The organism is Curtobacterium sp. NPDC086286 (genome assembly GCF_044746255.1).
In the GTDB taxonomy this organism is placed as follows: domain Bacteria; phylum Actinomycetota; class Actinomycetes; order Actinomycetales; family Microbacteriaceae; genus Curtobacterium.
Genome location: NZ_JBIVBW010000002.1, coordinates 24,089 through 42,077, shown reverse-complemented (window position 1 = coordinate 42,077; position 17,989 = coordinate 24,089). Strand labels below are relative to the sequence as shown.

Below are 17,989 nucleotides of genomic sequence, written 5' to 3'. Positions count from 1 at the left end.
GCTCGCCCTGTGGGGGGTGCTGGGGGCTATCTTCCCACCGCCAACGTGGCTCTACCCGGCCCCCGCCCGGGCGGGGGGGGGGGGGCCCGGGGGCCCCCGCGCCTCCCGTCCTCCGAGCGGTCGCGTCGCACCCGTCAGCCGACGATGGCCGCCGTCCGCCGGTAGACCTCGTCGGTGTGCGCCGTCACGTCCGCGTGCACGGCACGCAGCGCGTCGTACACCGCCGCGGTCGACGGGTCCGGCGTGAAGCGGTCCCGCTCGACGACCATCGCCGCGGCCGCAGCCTCGAACGACGGGTGCACCCCGGTCGCGACCGCCGCGCAGATCGCCGCCCCGCGCCCCGCAGCGCTGTCGCCCACCACACGGATGGTCGGCGCCTGGAACACGTCCGACATGATCTGCATCATCAGGTCGGACGACGAACCACCGCCGGAGACGACCACCCGGCGGTACGCCGTCCCGAGCTCGGCGGCCATGGCATCCCCGCGGTCGCGCATCGTCATCGCGATGCCCTCGAGGATCGACCGGTACACGTGCGCCCGGCCCTGCCGTCCGTCGAACCCGAGGATCGAGCCCTTCCGGAACGTCGCGTCGGCCGGCGCGAGCCAGTCCAGGACGGTCAGCAGCCCGTCCGATCCCGCGGGGACGTCGGCGGCCTCGCGGCCCAGTCGGTCCTCGGCGCGCTCGCCCGCCGCGTCGGCCGCTGCCGCGAAGTCCGGCCCGAGCAGGTCGCGGAACCAGCTCACGGTCCACATGCCGCGACGGATGCCGCCGGACTCGTAGAGGTAGCGGCCCGGCTCCGAGCCGAAGTTCGTCCAGAAGTCGGACGCCCCGTCGATGTTCCGCTCGCCGACCGACATGCCCGCGATGTACGTGCCGAGCGACACGAGGAGCGTCGTCGGGTCGAGGAGCCCGCAGCCGAGGGCCTCCACGGCCTTGTCGTTGGCCGTCGCGACCACCGGTAGGCCGACCGGGAGGCCCGTGGCCGCCGCGGCCTCGGCCGTGACGGTGCCGAGGACCTCGCCCGGCGCGACGAGCTCGAACAGCTGGTCCGGTCGCATGCCGGTCGCGGCATACGCCGCTTCGTCCTCGCTCCACCGCCAGGTGTCGGTGTCGATCGGCCAGACTCCTTGGTAGTTCGCCGCGGTGTCCCGGAAGGCGCCGGTGAGCCGGTGCGTGACGTACCCGGAGGACGTCGTGACGTACGCCACGTCGTCCTGCTCGGCGACGAAGGGCGCGCCGACGCGGGCGTCCATCCAGCTCAGGACCGGCTGGGCGAGCGACCCGTCGGCGCGGAGCACCGCCCGGCAGAACCGGATCGTGCAGAGACCGACGCCGACGATCTCGGACGGGTCGCCCGGGAACGCCTCCATCGCGATCCGGCACGCCGCCGCGATCGAGTCCCAGAGGTCGTCGTCCGGGTGCTCGACCACTCCCGGTGCCGGCGTGTGGTTCGGCCGCAGCGGCACACGCCCCTCGGCGACGACCCCGCCCCGCTCGTCGAAGACCGTGACCTTCGACGACTGCGAGCCGTTGTCGATGCCGACGAGGTACCTGGTCATGCGCCGGTGCGCCCGCTCGTCGCGCGACCGAACGTCGTGTCGGGGTCGGCCGCGGCCGGCTGGATCGCGCCCGGCTCCGGGAAGATCGTGCCCTTGTTCATGATGCCCTTCGGGTCGAACTGCGCCTTGAGTCCCTGCATGATCGCGAACGCCGAGCCGTGCTCCTCCTCGACCCAGGGGGTGCGGTACTTGCCGACACCGTGGTGGTGGACCATCGAGCCACCGTGGCGCAGCGCCTCCTCGACGATGATCGCGTTGAGGGGGATGTGGTACTTCTCGATCTCCTCCTCGGGCGAGCAGTCGATGCGGTAGTCGTACACGAAGTACATGTTCGTGCCGGTCTGGTAGCTGTGCGACGAGTGGCCGCCGAGCATCGTCAGGTCGCCGGCGTACGGGTACTCCTCGCGGATGCGGCGCATCACCGCGTCGTACACGTCGCCGACGGCCGACCAGTCCGCCGAGACCTCGGTCGTGTAGCCGAGCTGCCCGTCGCGCAGCATGACGGCCTTCTCGGCGTCGATCTTGTCCTGGCCCCAGTTGAGGTTGTCGAACCACGCCTCGATGAGCGCGGGGTCGACCCGCTCGTGCGGGTGCTGGGCGAGGACGCGCTGGATCTCCTCCGAGGTCGCACGGACGATGCCGGCGGGGCCCTCGGCGACGAAGACCACCACGCACCTGTCCTTCGAGAAGTGCGAGAAGTGCTGGTTGGCGTCCTCCGGCGAGTACAGCCGCACGACCGAGGGGTGGAAGCCGTTCGTGATGACCTCGCGCAGGATCGCGATGCCCGTCCGCATGTCGTCGACGAGCGCGCCGTGGAACTCGTTGTTCTCGGGCTGGTACTTGAAGAGCTTGACGGTGACCTCGGTGATGACGCAGAGCGCACCCTCGTTGCCGATGACCACGTGGCGGATGTCCGGGCCGGCCGAGCGGCGCGGGACGGCCTTGATGCGACGGACCTTCCCGCCGGGGAACACGGCCTCGAGCCCGACGACCATGTCCTCGATCGCGCCGTACAGGGTGGAGAACTGCCCGATCGAGCGGGTCGCGACGAGGCCGCCGTACTGGGCGAGCGGCTTCGACTGCGGCGAGTGGCCGGTGGTGAGGCCCTGCAGGCGGAGCTCGTCCTCGAGGCGCTGGAGCGGCACACCGGCCTGCACCGTGACCTGCATGTTCTCCGGGTCGATCTTCAGGACGGCGTCCATCCGCGAGCAGTCGAGCACGATCGTGTCGACGACGCTCGTCTCGAGGCCGCCCTCGGTACCGGTGCGACCGGTGCGCGGGACGATGTTGACGAGGTTGTCGTCCGCGAACGCCAGGATCGCGGCGACGTCCTCGGTGGACTCGGCGTTGACGATCGCGACGGGGGTCGGGGCGTCGTGGATGCCGTGCACGGACTGGTACTTCTTGAACCGGTCGACGCTGGCGTCCTTGAGGTGCTGCTCGTCCGTGTCGATCTGTTCGGGGCGGACGATGCCGGCGAGACGCTGCAGGATCTCGGCCCGGTCGAGGGTGGCGATCGAGTCGATCATGGTGGTGAGCCCTTCGTTGGTGTGTTTCGTTGCTCTGGTCTGGTGGTCTGTGCCCAGGAGGCGCGTGGCGGTGCCGTCACGCGCCTCCTGTCCGTCGTCAGCGGACGAGGTACCCGCCGTCGACGGTGAGGGTGTGGCCGTTCACGTAGTCGGATGCGCGCGAGGCGAGGAAGACCGTCGCGCCCATGAGGTCGGCGACGTCGCCCCAGCGCCCGGCCGGGATGTGGTCGAGCACGCGCTGGTTCGTCTCCGGGTCCGACCGGGTCTGCTCGGTGATCTTCGTGGCGAAGTACCCGGGCGCGATCGCGTTCACCTGCACGTTGTGCTGCGCCAGCTCGTCGCAGTACGCCTTCGTGAAGCCGACGATCCCGTGCTTGGTCGCGGCGTACGCGGGCGACCACTGTCCGCCGAGGAACGCGAACAGCGACGCGATGTTGATGATCTTGCCCGAGCCCTGCGCGACGAAGTGCTTCGCGACGGCGTGCCCGAGGGCGAACGGCGCGGTGAGGTTCACGGCGATCATCGGGTCCCACTTCGCGCGGTCGAACGCCTCGACGTCGTCGAGCAGGCAGATGCCCGCCGAGTTGACGAGCACGTCGACCCCGCCGAGCCGCTCCGTGCACGCGTCGACGATGCGCGTCGGGGCGTCGGCGGCGGTGAGGTCGACCTCGAGGAACTCGTACCGGCGTCCCTCGCCCTCGACGAGCGCCCGGGTCGTGCCGTCGTCGTCGACCACGCTCGGCACGAACACGTCGGCGCCGGCCTTGGCGAGGGCGAGCGAGAACGCCTGGCCGAGGCCCGAGTTGCCGCCGGTGACGATCGCACGCTTGCCGGCGAGCGAGAACAGGTCCATCGAGAAGTCGCGGATGTCCATGGGGTGAGGGGTCCTTTCGAGGTGGGTCAGGCGGCGACGACGACGTCGGGCGCCGGGCGGTTCCGCAGTTCGCGTGCACGGACGCGCATGGTGAGGGTGGTGAGCAGGAAGCCGAGGACGGCGGCGCCGAGGAGGACGGCGAACATCGTCGTGTAGCCGCCGCCCTGCGAGGGCACGCCGTTCGCCGGGTCGCCGACCCACCACGCGCCGAGGGCGGGGAGGAAGGCGTCCGGCAGGTAGGCGATGCCCGAGGCGAGCCCGATCACACCGCCGCGCTGAGCGAGCGGGACCTCGACCTCGCCGACCTGCGCCCAGTAGATGCCGCGCGAGGTGAACACCGCGAGGCACATCACGATCATGAGCACGACGGCGATCCACACGAGGGCGGGGTCGTGCGGCAGGAGCAGGAAGCCCACGGCGCTGATCGCCGCGACGACGAACGCCCACCGGAGGAACGCCGGCGACGACTTCGTCCACCGGTCGACGAGCACGCCGCCGACCGGGCCGCCGACGATCTGGAACACGTACGTGCGGACGACGCCGATCGCCCCGAGGAGCACGACGGGCACCGCGAAGCCGTCCTGCAGCAGCGGCGTGAGGTAGCCGAGCAGCGTGTAGAAGCAGTACATCGCCATGATCGAGAAGCCGATGAGCCAGGTGTACTTGTTGCGGGCGGCGGCCCCGAGTTCCCGGAGCGACACGGCCTGGCGTCCGACCTGGCCGAGGGCGTCCCGGTCGGTGCGGACGACGACCAGGACGAGCACGGCGAACACGACGCAGAGCACGCCGTAGATGCGCATCACCCAGAGGACCCCGCCCGTCTCGGCGATCGCGGCGGCGACGATGGCGGCGCCGACGAAGCCCACGACGGTCGACGTGATGCCGCGGACGCCCTCGAGCCAGCCGAAGAGCCGGCCCTGCTCGTCGGCGGTCCCGAGCATCGAGACGAGCTTCACGAGCGACGACCAGTACAGCCCCATGCCGAGGACGGCCATGAGCACGTGGGCGACCACGATCCCGGTCTCACCGGGCACCGTCGACAGCCAGAGGTCGACGATCCCCATCCCCGCGAGCGCGATCACGATGAGCGCCTTCGGTGAGAAGCGGTCGGCGAACCAGCCGCCGCAGAAGTACATGAGCACGGCGACGGCGCCGAAGACCGACGTGATCTCGCCGTAGCGCTGGATGGTGAGGTCGAGCGCGTGCGCGGTGTCCGCGAGGAACACGAACCGGATGTACGCGACCTGGAAGATCACGCCGCCGGTCATCGACAGGACGATGAAGCTCGTCAGTCTGCGGGCCTTGGTCAAGACCACTCCTTCGTGGTGGATGGGGTTCGGTGGACGCAAAAAAGAGAACAGCGACACCCCAGCGCTGGTGCGCTGCGGGTGTCGCTGTTCTCTGAGGTCTGGAGCGACTGCCGTCCTCGGGCGGACGGCCGATCTGCAGTTGTGCGTTCCGGTACGGGCGATATGCCGGATACGACGTGAACCGTACCCCACCGGATCGGGAAACGACAACTCAGGTGGCGTGGATGCCGGAGGCGTGCATAATGATCTGGCTCGGAATGTGAACGTGCACATGGGCGTGCCACGGCCCCGGGCAGGAAACGAGTAGCAATGGCGTCGACGCGGGCACAGCAACCGCGGTCGCCCAGCATCCGCGACGTCGCGCGGGTTGCCGGTGTGTCCCACCAGACGGTGTCTCGGGTGCTCAACAACTCGGACGCGATCCGGGCCGAGACCCGCGACCGTGTCCTCGCGGCGATGGAGCAGCTGCAGTACCGTCCGAACCGTGCCGCACGGGCACTGGTCACCAGCCGGACGCGGACGATCGGTGTGCTCACCGCGCAGCGCTCGCACTACGGGCCGGCGGTGACGATGCAGGCGATCGAGGACGCCGCGGTCAGCCGCGGGTACTCCGTGACGACGGCGAACATCGCCGAGCCGACCGACACCGCCGTCCGCGACGGCCTCGGGCACCTGCTCGACCAGGACGTCGAGGGGATCGTGGTCATCGCGCCGCAGCAGCGGGTGTTCGACCTCATCGAGGAGCTCGGGATCCGGACGCCGTACGTCACGATGCGCTCGAGCGTCGGCGAGGACCCGACCGCACTCTGGGTCGACCAGATGGAGGGCGCCCGGCTCGCGACGGCGCACCTGCTCGACCTCGGGCACGAGTACGTCCGGCACATCGCCGGACCGCAGGACTGGATCGAGGCGGACGCCCGGATGCAGGGCTTCCTGCGCGAGATGTCCGACCGCGACATGCCCGTCGTCCCGCCGATCCTGGGCGACTGGTCCGCCGACTTCGGGTACCACGCCGGCCGCGAGCTCCTGCGCTGGCGGGACTGCACCGCGATCTTCTGCTCGAACGACGCGATGGCGCTCGGGGTGGTGCACGCCGCGCGCTCGTACGGCCTCGACGTCCCCGGGGACCTGTCGGTGGTCGGTTACGACGACATCCCCGAGGCGAAGCACTTCTGGCCGCCGCTCACGACCGTGCAGGTGGACTTCGCCGAACTCGGCCGACGGTGCGTGGACCTGCTCCTGCCCGGCGACGACGACGCCGTCCTCCGGCCGATCGACATCGTGCCCCAGCTCGTGGTGCGCGGCTCCACGGGCGCCCCGCGCAAGCGCTGAGCGCGGCGCGGGCGCCGCGCCGCGGCGCGGCTTCGTGAGCAGAAATGGTCGGGTCGGGCAACGCGACCCGACCATTTCTGCTCACGAAGCGTGGCGGGCGCGGCCCTGCGGGGTGGGCGCGCGCGTGCGCGGACGGGAGGCGCGGGGCGGCGCCGATCCGCGCCTCCAGGCCGTCATCGACCCACCCGGGTACCCCAACGCGGGGGACGTGCGGTGCCCGGTTTCGCCAGATCACGCGGCCCGTTACACAAACGCGACCAAACCGAATTGACAGGCGCGCCGATCGCGTGCGTAGTATTACCTCCGTTCCGCCGATGTGAACGGTCACATGACCGTCACGACGCGGGACTCCGGACGCGACAACGAAGTCCACACAGGCCTCCTGTGCCCTTCGTCGCCGCTCGCAGAACCACCCGAAGGACTGCCGCATCGCAGCGGCAGAAGGAGATGCACCGTGGCGTCAACCCCGATCGACACCGGCCTCGAGACCCGGTCGATCACCGCACCCGAGACGATCCTCGAGATGCGCTCGATCACCAAGGAGTTCCCTGGTGTGAAGGCGCTGTCCGACGTCTCGCTCAGCGTCCGTGCCGGCGAGATCCACGCGATCTGCGGCGAGAACGGTGCCGGCAAGTCGACCCTCATGAAGGTCCTGTCCGGCGTCTACCCGTACGGCACCTACGACGGCGAGATCGTCTTCGAGGGCGAAGAGGTCCGGTTCAAGGACATCAAGCACTCCGAGCAGTCCGGCATCGTGATCATCCACCAGGAGCTCGCGCTGATCCCGGAGCTCTCGATCACCGAGAACCTGTTCCTCGGCAACGAGCCGGGCAAGTTCGGCGTCATCGACTGGACGAGCGCCCAGCTCCGTGCACAGGACCTGCTCGCCCGCGTCGGCCTCGCCGACGACCCGGACACGCAGATCAAGAACATCGGCGTCGGCAAGCAGCAGCTCGTCGAGATCGCCAAGGCCCTGCACAAGGACGTCAAGCTCCTCATCCTCGACGAGCCGACCGCGGCGCTCAACGAGAACGACTCGCAGCACCTCCTCGACCTCATCGTCGGGCTGAAGGCCAAGGGCATCTCGAGCATCATCATCAGCCACAAGCTGAACGAGATCGAGCAGATCGCCGACGAGATCACGATCATCCGCGACGGCAAGACCATCGAGACGCTGAACGTCAAGGGCGACGGCGTCAACGAGGACCGCATCATCCGCGGCATGGTCGGCCGGTCGCTCGAGAGCCGCTTCCCGGACCGCACCCCGAAGATCGGTGAGACGTTCTTCGAGGTCCGCGACTGGACCGTCCAGCACCCGCTCGACTCCTCGCGCCTGGTCTGCAAGGGCTCGAACTTCCACGTGAAGCGCGGCGAGATCGTCGGCTTCGCGGGTCTGATGGGCGCCGGCCGCACCGAGCTCGCGATGAGCATCTTCGGCCGCTCCTACGGCACGTGGCTCGGCGGGCAGATCATCAAGGACGGCGAGGAGATCAAGGTCACCAACGTCCAGCAGGCGATCGAGCACGGCATCGGCTACGTCTCCGAGGACCGCAAGGCGCTCGGCCTCAACCTGCTCGACACGGTCAAGCGATCCACCGTCGCGGCCGACCTGCAGAAGATCTCGAAGGCTGGCGTCGTGGACTCCCTCGAGGAGTACAACGTTGCCGAGAAGTACCGGAAGCTGCTCCGCACGAAGGTGCCGACCGTCGAGGAGAACGTCGGCAAGCTCTCCGGCGGCAACCAGCAGAAGGTCGTCCTGTCGAAGTGGATGTTCACCGACCCGGACATCCTCATCCTCGACGAACCGACCCGCGGCATCGACGTGGGCGCCAAGTTCGAGATCTACGGCATCATCCAGCAGCTCGCAGCCGAGGGGAAGGGCATCATCCTCATCTCCTCCGAGCTCCCCGAACTCCTCGGCCTCTCCGACCGGATCTACACGATCTTCGAGGGCCAGATCACGGCCGACATCCCCTCGGAACAGGCCGATCCAGAAACGCTCATGCGCAGCATGACCTCCGCGCGGAAGGGCGCTCTCGTCTCATGAAGAACCTGAAACTGCTGTTCGGCAAGGGCAACAGCATCGGCCAGTACGGCATGATCATCGCGTTGATCGCGATCGTGATCTTCTTCTCGATCACGACCAAGGGCCTGATCCTCGAGCCGACGAACGTCATCAACCTGTTCCTGCAGTACTCCTACATCCTCATCCTCGCGCTGGGGATGGTGATGGTGATCATCGCCGGCCACATCGACCTGTCGGTCGGTTCGGTCGCAGCGTTCGTCGGCATCATCGTCGCGCAGTCGATGTCCGTGTGGCACTGGCCGGCATGGGCCGCGATCATCCTCGGCCTCGCCGTCGGCGCCCTCGTCGGTGCCTGGCAGGGCTTCTGGGTGGCGTTCGTCCGGGTCCCCGCGTTCATCGTGACGCTCGCCGGTCAGCTCATCTTCCGCGGTGCGAACCAGATCATCGGCCAGTCGACCTCGGTGCCGACCCCGGACTCGTACAACGCCATCGGCGCCGGCTACCTCGGCGACTTCGGCCCGGACTTCGGGTACTCGAACGGCACGCTGCTCATCGGTCTGGCCACGATCATCGCCCTGATCGTCATCGAGGCCCGCGGCCGCTCCCGCCGCAAGAAGATGCAGGCCGAGGTCCCGCCGCTGTGGGTGTCGATCGTCCGCACGGGCGTCCTCGTCGCCGTCACGCTCGTCGCGACCTACCTGTTCGGCGCCGGCCCCGTCGGTACCTCGATCCCGATCGTCGCGATCATCCTCGGTGTCCTCACGATCATCTACGGCTTCATCACGAAGAACACGATCTTCGGTCGCCAGGTCTACGCGGTCGGCGGCAACGCGAGCGCCGCGGTGCTCTCCGGTGTCAGCGCCCGCAAGGTCAACTTCTTCGTCATGGCGAACATGTCCGTGCTCGCCGCGGTCGCCGGCATGGTGTTCGTCGGCTACTCGAACGCCTCGGGTCCGGCTGACGGCACCGGCTGGGAGCTCGACGCGATCGCCGCCGTGTTCGTCGGTGGCGCCGCGGTCGCGGGTGGCATCGGCACGATCTCCGGGTCGATCATCGGTGGCCTCGTGATGGCGCTCCTGTCGAACGGCCTCCAGCTCATGGGCATCGAGTCGAACAAGGTGCAGATCATCCGTGGTCTCGTCCTCCTCGTCGCGGTCGCCTTCGACGTCTACTCGAAGTCCCAGGGCCGCCCGTCGCTCATCGGCGGCATGATGCGGCAGTTCCAGAAGAAGGACACCGAGCAGAACACGGTGGCAGCCCAGCAGCCGCAGTCCATCCAGGACCAGCCGGACAAGGTCAACACCCAGTAAAGACGTGGCGCCCCGGGCTCCCGGGGCGCTCGAACCCCTCACCACAGCACCACCCCTCAACGAAGAGAAAGCACTCACATGCGCAAGAAGCTCATCGCCGGCATCGGCCTGGCGCTCGTCGCGGGCCTCGCCCTCAGCGGCTGCTCGGCTCGCGGCACCTCCGGCTCGGACTCGGGCTCGAGCACCGAGATCAAGAAGGGCGACCTCATCGGTGTCGCCCTGCCGGCCAAGACCTCGCAGAACTGGGTGCTCGCGGGCGCCGCGTTCGAGAAGTCGATCGAGGACGCCGGCTTCAAGGCCGACATCCAGTACGCCAACGCCGGCAACCCCGTCCCGGACCAGCAGTCGCAGATCTCGGGCATGGTCACCAAGGGCGCCAAGGTCGTCATCATCGGTGCCGCCGACGGTTCGCAGCTCGGCTCGCAGGTCAAGGCCGCCAAGGCGAAGGGCGTCACCGTCATCGCCTGGGACCGCAACATCCTGAACACCAAGAACGTCGACTACTACGTGGCGTTCAACAACTACAAGGTCGGCCAGCTGCAGGCGCAGGCACTCCTCGACGGCCTCAAGGCCGAGAAGGGTGACGGCCCCTACAACATCGAGCTCTTCGCCGGTTCGGCGGACGACGCGAACGCCACCGTGTTCTTCAACGGTGCGATGAACGTCCTCGAGCCGAAGATCAAGGACGGCACCGTCAAGGTCACGTCCGGCCAGGAGACCTTCCAGAAGGTCCAGACCAAGGGCTGGCTCGCGCAGAACGCCCAGTCCCGCATGACCGACCTGCTGTCGCAGTACTACTCGGGTGACACCAAGCTCGACGGCGTCCTGTCGCCGAACGACACCCTCGCCCGTGCGATCCTGACCGCGACGAAGGCCGCCGGCAAGCCGAACCCGGTCGTCACCGGCCAGGACTCGGAGACCGCGTCGATCCCGCTCATCATGCAGGGCACGCAGTACTCGACGATCTACAAGAACACCACCGAGGAGGCGCAGGCCGCCATCGACCTGGTGTCCGACCTCTCGAAGGGCAACAAGCCCGACACCAAGATCGACAAGACGAACAACTACAACGGCGTCAAGACGGTTCCGGCGATCGAGCTCACCCCGGTCCTCGTGACCAAGGAGAACGCGGTCGAGGCCTACAAGGGCAACGACACCCTCGAGGCACTCGCCAAGAAGGGCTGATCTCCCCGATCACACGACGACGGCCCCGTCTCGCTCCGGCGAGACGGGGCCGTCCCGCGTTCGCGGCGGGGGCACGGTCGGACGGGAGGCGCGGTCCGGGGCCGACCCGCGCCTCCCGTCCGTCACTGCGTCGGGTCCACTGCCCCTGCCGCGCCCCGACGGTCACCGCGCGCTGCGTGCGCGGCGCGCAGGCGGTGGACCGCCTCGCAGAGCGACGGCACGTCCACCCGGGCCGTCCCGAACACCACCGCCGGCGTCGTGTCGAAGTACCGCCGGGTGAGGCGTTCGCCGAGGAGCGACACCCGCGACCACGGGATGCTCGGCTCGGTCGACGTCACCGCGCTCGGGAGCATCCGGACCGCCTCGCCGATCTCGACCAGTCGCATCCGGACCGCGTCGTACACGAGGCCTTCCGGCAGGGCGTCGTCGTCGACGTAGGCACGGATCACCCCGCAGGCACGGATCACGTCGTCGAGCCGGTCCCCGACGTCGCGGCTCACAGCGGCACCGCGTCCCGGACGGCGTCGGCGCCCATGCCGGCGGCGTCCACGACGTCCACCCGCACGCCGAGGAGCTGCTCCGCCTCGTCCTGGATCCGCATGAGCGCGAAGATGCCGAGCCCGGGATCGAGGTCCACCATCAGGTCGACGTCGCTCGCCGGGCCGTCCTCGCCCCGGGCCACGCTGCCGAAGAGCCGGGGGTTGCGGCCACCGAGGCGCTGCACGATCGCGACGAGTTCCCGCCGTGCGGCCATCACCCGTTCGCGGAGGGGCGGCGGTTCCTCGACGGGGTGCAGGTCGATCGCGGCCGTGAACCCCGCTGCGAGCAGGAGCCGCTGCAGTGCGGCGAGGGACGGCTCGCGGCGTCCGTTCTCGTAGGTGCTGATGACGCTCTGCGTGACGCCGGCGCGGTCGGCGAGCTGCACCTGGGTGAGTTCGGCGCGGAGGCGGGCGTCCCGGATGAGCCCGGCTGCCGACACTGGCGGCGCGGGTCGTGGGAGTACTGCGGACATGCGGCCACGATACACAGAATGCGACATTTCTTTACGCACATCCTGCGGTTCGGAGTGCCGCGTCCAGGAGATTGCGACGGGCGATATCGCGGGCCGCGTTATGCCGAATACAAGTTTTTCCATTCGACGTCCGCTTTGCTTGTACGATCACGCCATGGACGTCGTGCGGGGCCTCGAGTTGCTCGAGACAGTTGTGCCCGACCTGGACCTCTCCGTCCGTGCGACCTCGTCACGGACCGCCACTCTGACGTCTCGGCAGGGACTCCGCCACGTGCTCATCCGGGCGCTCGACACCCCTCCGACCCCGGCGCGCGTGATGCGTGAGCTGGGCACTCTCGGCCGAGGCGCGATGGCGGCTGAAGCGCTGCTGTACGTCGTTCCACGATCGACCGCCTCCCTCCGCGCGATCGCGCTCGCTGACCCGCGGGTGATCGTCGCGGCCGTCGACCAAGGTGCCGTACTGATCGACGGCACCGAGTGGTCGCGGACGCCCGTTCCGGCCCCGGTGCGTGGCTCACGCGGCCGCACGCCCTGGGGACGGTTCGCGCTGATGCGAGCACTCGTGCGCACCGGCGCTCCGCGAACACAGTCCGAACTCGCGAGCGAGACGGGCGTCACCCAGCAGGCGATCGCGCTCGCCCTGCCCGCGTTGCACAGCCTCGGCGTGGAGCGAACGGCCGGAGGATGGGTCGGTCGTGATGCCTCAGCACTGTGGGACGAGTTCCTGTCGGCGTACCCGGGCCCGTCGGGGGTACGCAGACGCTGGACGAGCGTGGCCGCGCTCGACCTCCAGCGGCAGCGGGCAGTCGAGGCAGCGCGCTCCGAGTCACGTCCGGTGCTCGTCTCCGGCGACTCGGCCGCCGACACCCTCGCGCCGGTTCGTCGCCCGGCCGTCGCGGTCCTCTACAGCGAGGCCGACCTCGACCTCGCGGCACGCTTCACCACGGCACCACCCGGTGACGAGACGCTCGCGGTGGTCGTCCCCGCAGATCCCACCGTCTTCGCGACCGCTCGAGCCTGGGACCCGCACGGCGCACCGACGCTCACGGATCCGCTGGTCACGGCATGGGAGGTCGCCAACTCCCGGGGTCCCGACCGCGACGACGCGGTCTTGGCACTGCGCCGCGTCACGCTCGACGGGCGGGACGAACGGTGATCCGTGTGAGCGTGGTGGTCCCGTGCACCTCGGTCGCCGACGAACTCGCTTTCGCCTCGCTCGGTGACGCAGTACGCGCGATCGCCGATCGCAGCGCCGCGCGCATCGTCGGAGGCCACATGGTCGGACTGCTCCTGACAGCGTTCCCGGTCGACGGACTCGCGGCGCGGCGGACCGTCGACGCTGACGCGGGCGTGAGCACTGAGATCGCGGCCCGCGGTGACGTGGTCGACAGGCTGCTCGCCGACGCGTACCGGGCAACCGCCGGAAACCGGTTCGAGCGGGACGGCCGAACGATCGACCTGCTCGTGGAGTCGCTCGACGGACGCTTTCGCCCACGGCACCTCGGCGGGCGGCACTTCGACGCGAGTCCCGGCCTCGACGTCGTCCTCGCACAGGACCCGATCGAGGTCGACACGACCGTGGTCGACACCCACGGTCGCGAAGAGCGCTTCGTGGTCCGGGTCCCGACCGTCGAGATGGCGACGATCCTCAAGACGTACGCCTGGGCTTCGCGCCGCTCCACGAAGGACCTCGCAGACCTCGGGCACCTGCTGGAGATCCGTCATGCACACGGTGCCGACGCCGTCGGCGGGTGGGCCCTCGACACCGAACCGGTGAGCGGGCGCCGGCTGGACACCGCACGAACCCTCCGGAGCATCAGGCCGGCCGATGCACGATTCGCGGACTCCGGGATCGCCGGGCCACGCTTCGTCGCGCTGATCAGGGAGTACATCGCGGTGGTCTGACGTCCGACGTCCACCCGGGTGCCGGTCAGGAGCGGCGGGAGACGTCCGTCCGCAGGAAGTTCTGCGCCGAGCGCGACGGCGTCGGACCGCGCTGCCCCTGGTACCGCGACTGGTACTCGGCGGAGCCGTACGGCTTGTCGGCCGGGCTCGACAGCTGGAAGAAGCAGAGCTGGCCGATCTTCATGCCCGGCCAGAGCTTGATCGGCAGGGTCGCCACGTTCGAGAGCTCGAGGGTGACGTGCCCGGAGAAGCCCGGGTCGATGAAGCCCGCCGTGGAGTGGGTCAGGAGCCCGAGGCGCCCGAGCGAGCTCTTGCCCTCGAGCCGTGCCGCGATGTCGTCGGGCAGCGTGACGACCTCGTACGTCGAGCCGAGCACGAACTCCCCCGGGTGCAGGACGAACGCCTCGTCCGGGTCGGTCTCGACCAGCCGGGTGAGGTCGGGCTGGTCGACCGCCGGGTCGATGTGCGGGTACTTGTGGTTGTCGAACAACCGGAAGAACTTGTCGAGCCGGACGTCGATGCTCGACGGCTGGACGAGCGAGGCGTCGTACGGGTCGAGGCCGATCCGGCCCTCGGCCAGCTGGGCGGTGATGTCGCGGTCGGAGAGCAGCACGCGACGAGCCTAGCGGCAGCGGAACGGCACCGGTAAGCTGCGAGGCTGCCCAGCGTCGGGCGGCGTCACACGGCCAGGAGGAACCGACATGACCGCGTACACCGTGCACGAACTCGACGTGCCCGCCACCATGGACGACGACGCCGCGACGGTGCAGGCCTTCCGCGACTGGGTCCGCGTGCAGAACGCCGCCGAGGTCGCCGTCACCCGGTTGCCCGAGATCCTCTGGACGCCCGAGGAACAGCTGCCGTACCTGCTCGACCCCGAGGCACCGAGCCGCCTCTTCGTCGTGCGCGATCCGGACGGCGACGTCGTGGCCGCCGGCTCCTACGACACCAAGGAGGCACCGGGGACCCCGAACTGCTGGATCGCGGTCGCCGTCGCACCGGACCACCAGCGGCGGGGCATCGGCACGCTGCTGGCCGAGCACCTCGAGGGCATCGCCCGCGACGACGGTCGCACGCAGTGGAAGACGTACGCGGTGTCACGGCAGGTCGGGCCGGCGTCCGGACCGGGGTACCTCGTCCCGCCCACCGGCTACGGCGCCGTGCCCGAGGACGAAGCCGGCGCACGGCTCCTCAGCGGGCGCGGCTGGCGCTTCGGGCAGGTCAACCGGATCAGTCGCCTGGCGCTGCCGGCCGACCACTCCGTGGTGCGCGAGCTCCACGACCGGGCAGCGGCCGCCGCCGGGCCGGACTACCGGGTGCACGCGTGGGCCGGGCCGACGCCGGAGCAGTGGCTCGACGGCATCGCACTGCTCGAGACCCGGATGAGCACCGACGCTCCCGAGGGCGACATGGAGGAGCCGGAGGACGTCTGGACGCGCGAGCGCCTGCAGGAGCACGAGGCGCAGCTGCACCGCTCGCCGCGCACGATGGTCACGGTCGCGGTCGAACACCTCCCGACGACCACCTTGGCCGGTTTCACGCAGCTGGCAGTGCCGGACGCGGTGCACCAGCCGGTCATGCAGGGCGACACCCTCGTGCTGCGGGAGCACCGCGGGCACCGGCTCGGATGGCTGCTCAAGGTGGCCGGGATCGAACGCGTCGAGCAGGACTTCCCGGGGCGACCCTCGATCATCACGTTCAACGCCGAGGAGAACCGCCCGATGCTCGACGTCAACGAGGCGGTCGGGTTCGTGGGCGTCGGGAGCGAGGGCATCTGGGAGCGCCGCGTCTGACGACGCGACCTGAGGCGGGCCGCAGCCGGTGCGCGCGACGCACGCCGCGCCTCCAGGCCCACACGCCTACGATTGGACGGTCATGACCGTCACGTCACCCGAAACCCAGCCAGGAGGCGCGGCGCCGGAATCGGCGCCCGTCACCGCGCGCACGTCCACCGTCGCGACGGTCCTCGTCGTCGCCGTCCCGCTCGCGGTGGCGTGCTCGATCCTCGGGATGACGCTCACCGGCGCCTTCACCGCGAACCAGCAACTGGTGTCCGCCGGCGACCTCGTCGAGTACGGGCTGCCCGTCGCGCGCGTGGTGCACGACACCATGGCGGCGCTGACGATCGGCCTGCTCGTCGTCGCGGCGTTCGCACTCCCGGCGCAGAAGAAGGACCACCGAGCGATGTCGAGCGTGCAGCACCGCGCCGCTCGCTGGGCGGCCGCGACGGGTTCGGTGTGGTTCCTCGCGGCCGTGGTGAGCATCGTGCTGACGGGCGCGAACACCCTCGGCGTCCCGCTGACGAACCCGGTGTTCGCGCGGAACTTCACCCTCTTCGCGTTCCAGGTCGAGATCGGGCAGGCGCTCGTGGTGTCGGCCGTGGCGATCCTCGTCGCGACCGTGGTCGCCGCCTTCGCCACCCGGGTGACGACGCTCGCGGTGGCGACGGTCGCCGGGCTGTTCGCGCTGCTGCCGCTCGCCCTGTCCGGGCACGCGGCCGGGTCGCTCGAGCACGCCAACGCGGTGAACTCGCTCGCGGTCCACCTCGTCGCCGTCTGCGTCTGGGCCGGTGGCCTCGTCGCCGTGCTCGTCCTGCGCACCCGGACGAAGGGCGCCACCGGGAGGGTCGTGTCGCGGTACTCGACGCTCGCGGGATGGGCGTTCGCCGCGGTCGCGTTCTCGGGCATCGTGAACGCGTCGCTCCGCCTGACCGGCCCGCTCGACCTGTTCACGACGACCTACGGGTGGCTCATCACGGTCAAGGCCGCCATCCTCGTGCTGCTCGGGCTCGCCGGGGTCGTCCAGCGGCGGCGGCTCGTGCCGGGGCTCCTCCGCGCGCCGCTCGACCGCCGCGTGTTCGTGCGGTTCGCCCTCGCCGAGATCGTGTTCATGGCGATCGCCATCGGGGTCTCCGTCGCCGTCTCCCGCTCGCAGCCGCCGATCCCGCAGACGCCGGAGACCGGGGACGACACCCGCTCCGGACTCATCGGGTTCCCGTACCCGCCCGCGCAGACCGTGCAGACCTACCTGACCCAGTGGCACATCGACTGGGTGTGGCTGGCGCTCGCGGTCGTCGGGGCCGGCTGGTACCTGCTCGCCGTCCGGAAGCTCCGGAAGCGCGGCGACAAGTGGCCCGTCGGACGCACGATCGCGTGGCTGCTCGGGTGCGCGCTGTTCATCTGGACGACGTCGGCGGGGCCGGCGGTCTACGGGATGATCCACTTCTCGTCGCACATGCTCCAGCACATGCTGCTGATGATGTTCGTGCCGCTGCCGCTCGTGCTCGGTGGCCCCGTGCTCCTCGCACTGCGGACCCTGCCGGTGCGGAACGACGGCTCGCGCGGTGCCCGTGAGTGGCTCATGCTCTTCACGCACTCGCGGTACATGCAGTTCCTCGCGAAGCCGGCCGTCGCCGGGGTGATCTTCGCCGGGTCCCTCGTCGTGTTCTACTTCACGCCCGCGTACGAGTACGCCATGCAGTCGCACGAGTGGCACGTGGCGATGATCGTGCACTTCGTCTTCAGCGGGTACCTGTTCTTCTGGGTGTTCGTCGGCGTCGACCCGGGCCCCAAGCGACCGCAGTACCCGATCCTCATCATCGCCCTGCTCGCGACCCTGGCGTTCCACGCGTTCTTCGGCGTCGCGGTCATGACGTCGGAGTCGGTCTTCGCGATCGACTGGTTCCACGCGCTCGGGCAGACGAACGACGCCGCACTCCTGGCCGACCAGCACACCGGCGGCGGGATCGCGTGGGGTGCGTCCGAGCTGCCGATGGTGTTCGTCGCGCTGCTCGTCGTGCGCAACTGGGTCAGGTCGGACACCCGTGACGCGAAGCGCCTCGACCGCAAGGCGGAACGGGACGGGGACGCGGACCTCAAGGCGTACAACGAGCGCCTCGCCGCGATGCACGACCGCGACTGACGGGAACAGGACCGCGCACCGTG

General features: G+C 69.8%; 15 protein-coding genes. 8 read left to right on the top strand and 7 right to left on the bottom strand.

The features are described 5' to 3' along the window. Positions 1–134: 134 nt before the first annotated feature. The 4 genes from ACIPKM_RS03665 to ACIPKM_RS03650 all read right to left on the bottom strand — a co-directional run bounded on the left by ACIPKM_RS03665 (position 135) and on the right by ACIPKM_RS03650 (position 5,275). A complete protein-coding gene (locus tag ACIPKM_RS03665) occupies positions 135–1,562 on the bottom strand; it encodes an FGGY-family carbohydrate kinase (RefSeq protein ID WP_402736199.1) in 1,428 nt (475 codons plus the stop codon). Further along, complete coding sequence (locus ACIPKM_RS03660; RefSeq protein ID WP_402736198.1) at positions 1,559–3,091, bottom strand: FAD-binding oxidoreductase; 1,533 nt, start codon at positions 3,089–3,091, stop codon at positions 1,559–1,561. Before ACIPKM_RS03660 ends, ACIPKM_RS03665 begins: the two co-directional genes overlap by 4 nt. A gap of 97 nt (positions 3,092–3,188) precedes the next feature. Next, complete coding sequence (locus ACIPKM_RS03655; RefSeq protein ID WP_402736197.1) at positions 3,189–3,965, bottom strand: SDR family NAD(P)-dependent oxidoreductase; 777 nt, start codon at positions 3,963–3,965, stop codon at positions 3,189–3,191. Positions 3,966–3,991: 26 nt separating this feature from the next. Further along, positions 3,992–5,275 carry a nitrate/nitrite transporter gene (locus ACIPKM_RS03650; RefSeq protein ID WP_402736196.1) on the bottom strand — a complete coding sequence of 428 codons (1,284 nt, stop codon included), beginning with the start codon at positions 5,273–5,275 and terminating at the stop codon, positions 3,992–3,994. 309 nt (positions 5,276–5,584) lie between these two features. Here ACIPKM_RS03650 and ACIPKM_RS03645 point away from each other — a divergent pair, with 309 nt between their 5' ends. The 4 genes from ACIPKM_RS03645 to ACIPKM_RS03630 all read left to right on the top strand — a co-directional run bounded on the left by ACIPKM_RS03645 (position 5,585) and on the right by ACIPKM_RS03630 (position 11,128). Further along, complete coding sequence (locus tag ACIPKM_RS03645) at positions 5,585–6,607, top strand: LacI family DNA-binding transcriptional regulator (protein ID WP_070417111.1); 1,023 nt, start codon at positions 5,585–5,587, stop codon at positions 6,605–6,607. A gap of 523 nt (positions 6,608–7,130) precedes the next feature. Continuing rightward, positions 7,131–8,654: a multiple monosaccharide ABC transporter ATP-binding protein gene (gene mmsA, locus ACIPKM_RS03640; RefSeq protein WP_402736353.1), complete on the top strand. Its 1,524-nt coding sequence runs from the start codon at positions 7,131–7,133 to the stop codon at positions 8,652–8,654. After that, complete coding sequence (mmsB, locus tag ACIPKM_RS03635) at positions 8,651–9,943, top strand: multiple monosaccharide ABC transporter permease (RefSeq protein WP_070417112.1); 1,293 nt, start codon at positions 8,651–8,653, stop codon at positions 9,941–9,943. The genes mmsA and mmsB overlap by 4 nt, the downstream gene beginning before the upstream one ends. A 78-nt stretch (positions 9,944–10,021) precedes the next feature. Beyond that, positions 10,022–11,128 (top strand): sugar-binding protein, encoded by a 1,107-nt coding sequence (locus ACIPKM_RS03630; RefSeq protein WP_070417113.1) that lies wholly within the window; start codon positions 10,022–10,024, stop codon positions 11,126–11,128. A gap of 122 nt (positions 11,129–11,250) precedes the next feature. Here the strand turns inward: ACIPKM_RS03630 and ACIPKM_RS03625 are convergent, their stop codons facing one another. Further along, positions 11,251–11,628, bottom strand: coding sequence for a DUF86 domain-containing protein (locus ACIPKM_RS03625; RefSeq protein WP_071294381.1), 378 nt, complete (start codon positions 11,626–11,628; stop codon positions 11,251–11,253). Then, complete coding sequence (locus ACIPKM_RS03620; RefSeq protein ID WP_083403123.1) at positions 11,625–12,140, bottom strand: XRE family transcriptional regulator; 516 nt, start codon at positions 12,138–12,140, stop codon at positions 11,625–11,627. Before ACIPKM_RS03620 ends, ACIPKM_RS03625 begins: the two co-directional genes overlap by 4 nt. Before the next feature lie 154 nt (positions 12,141–12,294). Between ACIPKM_RS03620 and ACIPKM_RS03615 the strand changes: the two genes are divergently transcribed. Both ACIPKM_RS03615 and ACIPKM_RS03610 read left to right on the top strand, forming a co-directional pair. Then, a complete protein-coding gene (locus ACIPKM_RS03615; protein WP_402736195.1) occupies positions 12,295–13,296 on the top strand; it encodes a hypothetical protein in 1,002 nt (333 codons plus the stop codon). 5 nt (positions 13,297–13,301) lie between these two features. Next, positions 13,302–14,045, top strand: a complete 744-nt coding sequence (locus ACIPKM_RS03610) for a hypothetical protein (RefSeq protein ID WP_261646440.1) — start codon at positions 13,302–13,304, stop codon at positions 14,043–14,045. 25 nt (positions 14,046–14,070) lie between these two features. On the opposite strand, the gene dcd is transcribed toward ACIPKM_RS03610, so the two are convergent. Next, on the bottom strand, positions 14,071–14,658 hold the full coding sequence (gene dcd / locus ACIPKM_RS03605) for a dCTP deaminase (protein ID WP_070417116.1): 588 nt from the start codon (positions 14,656–14,658) through the stop codon (positions 14,071–14,073). A gap of 88 nt (positions 14,659–14,746) precedes the next feature. Between dcd and ACIPKM_RS03600 the strand changes: the two genes are divergently transcribed. Both ACIPKM_RS03600 and ACIPKM_RS03595 read left to right on the top strand, forming a co-directional pair. Continuing rightward, a complete protein-coding gene (locus tag ACIPKM_RS03600; protein ID WP_402736194.1) occupies positions 14,747–15,838 on the top strand; it encodes a GNAT family N-acetyltransferase in 1,092 nt (363 codons plus the stop codon). 82 nt (positions 15,839–15,920) lie between these two features. Further along, positions 15,921–17,966: a cytochrome c oxidase assembly protein gene (locus ACIPKM_RS03595; protein ID WP_070417118.1), complete on the top strand. Its 2,046-nt coding sequence runs from the start codon at positions 15,921–15,923 to the stop codon at positions 17,964–17,966. Positions 17,967–17,989 lie beyond the last annotated feature (23 nt).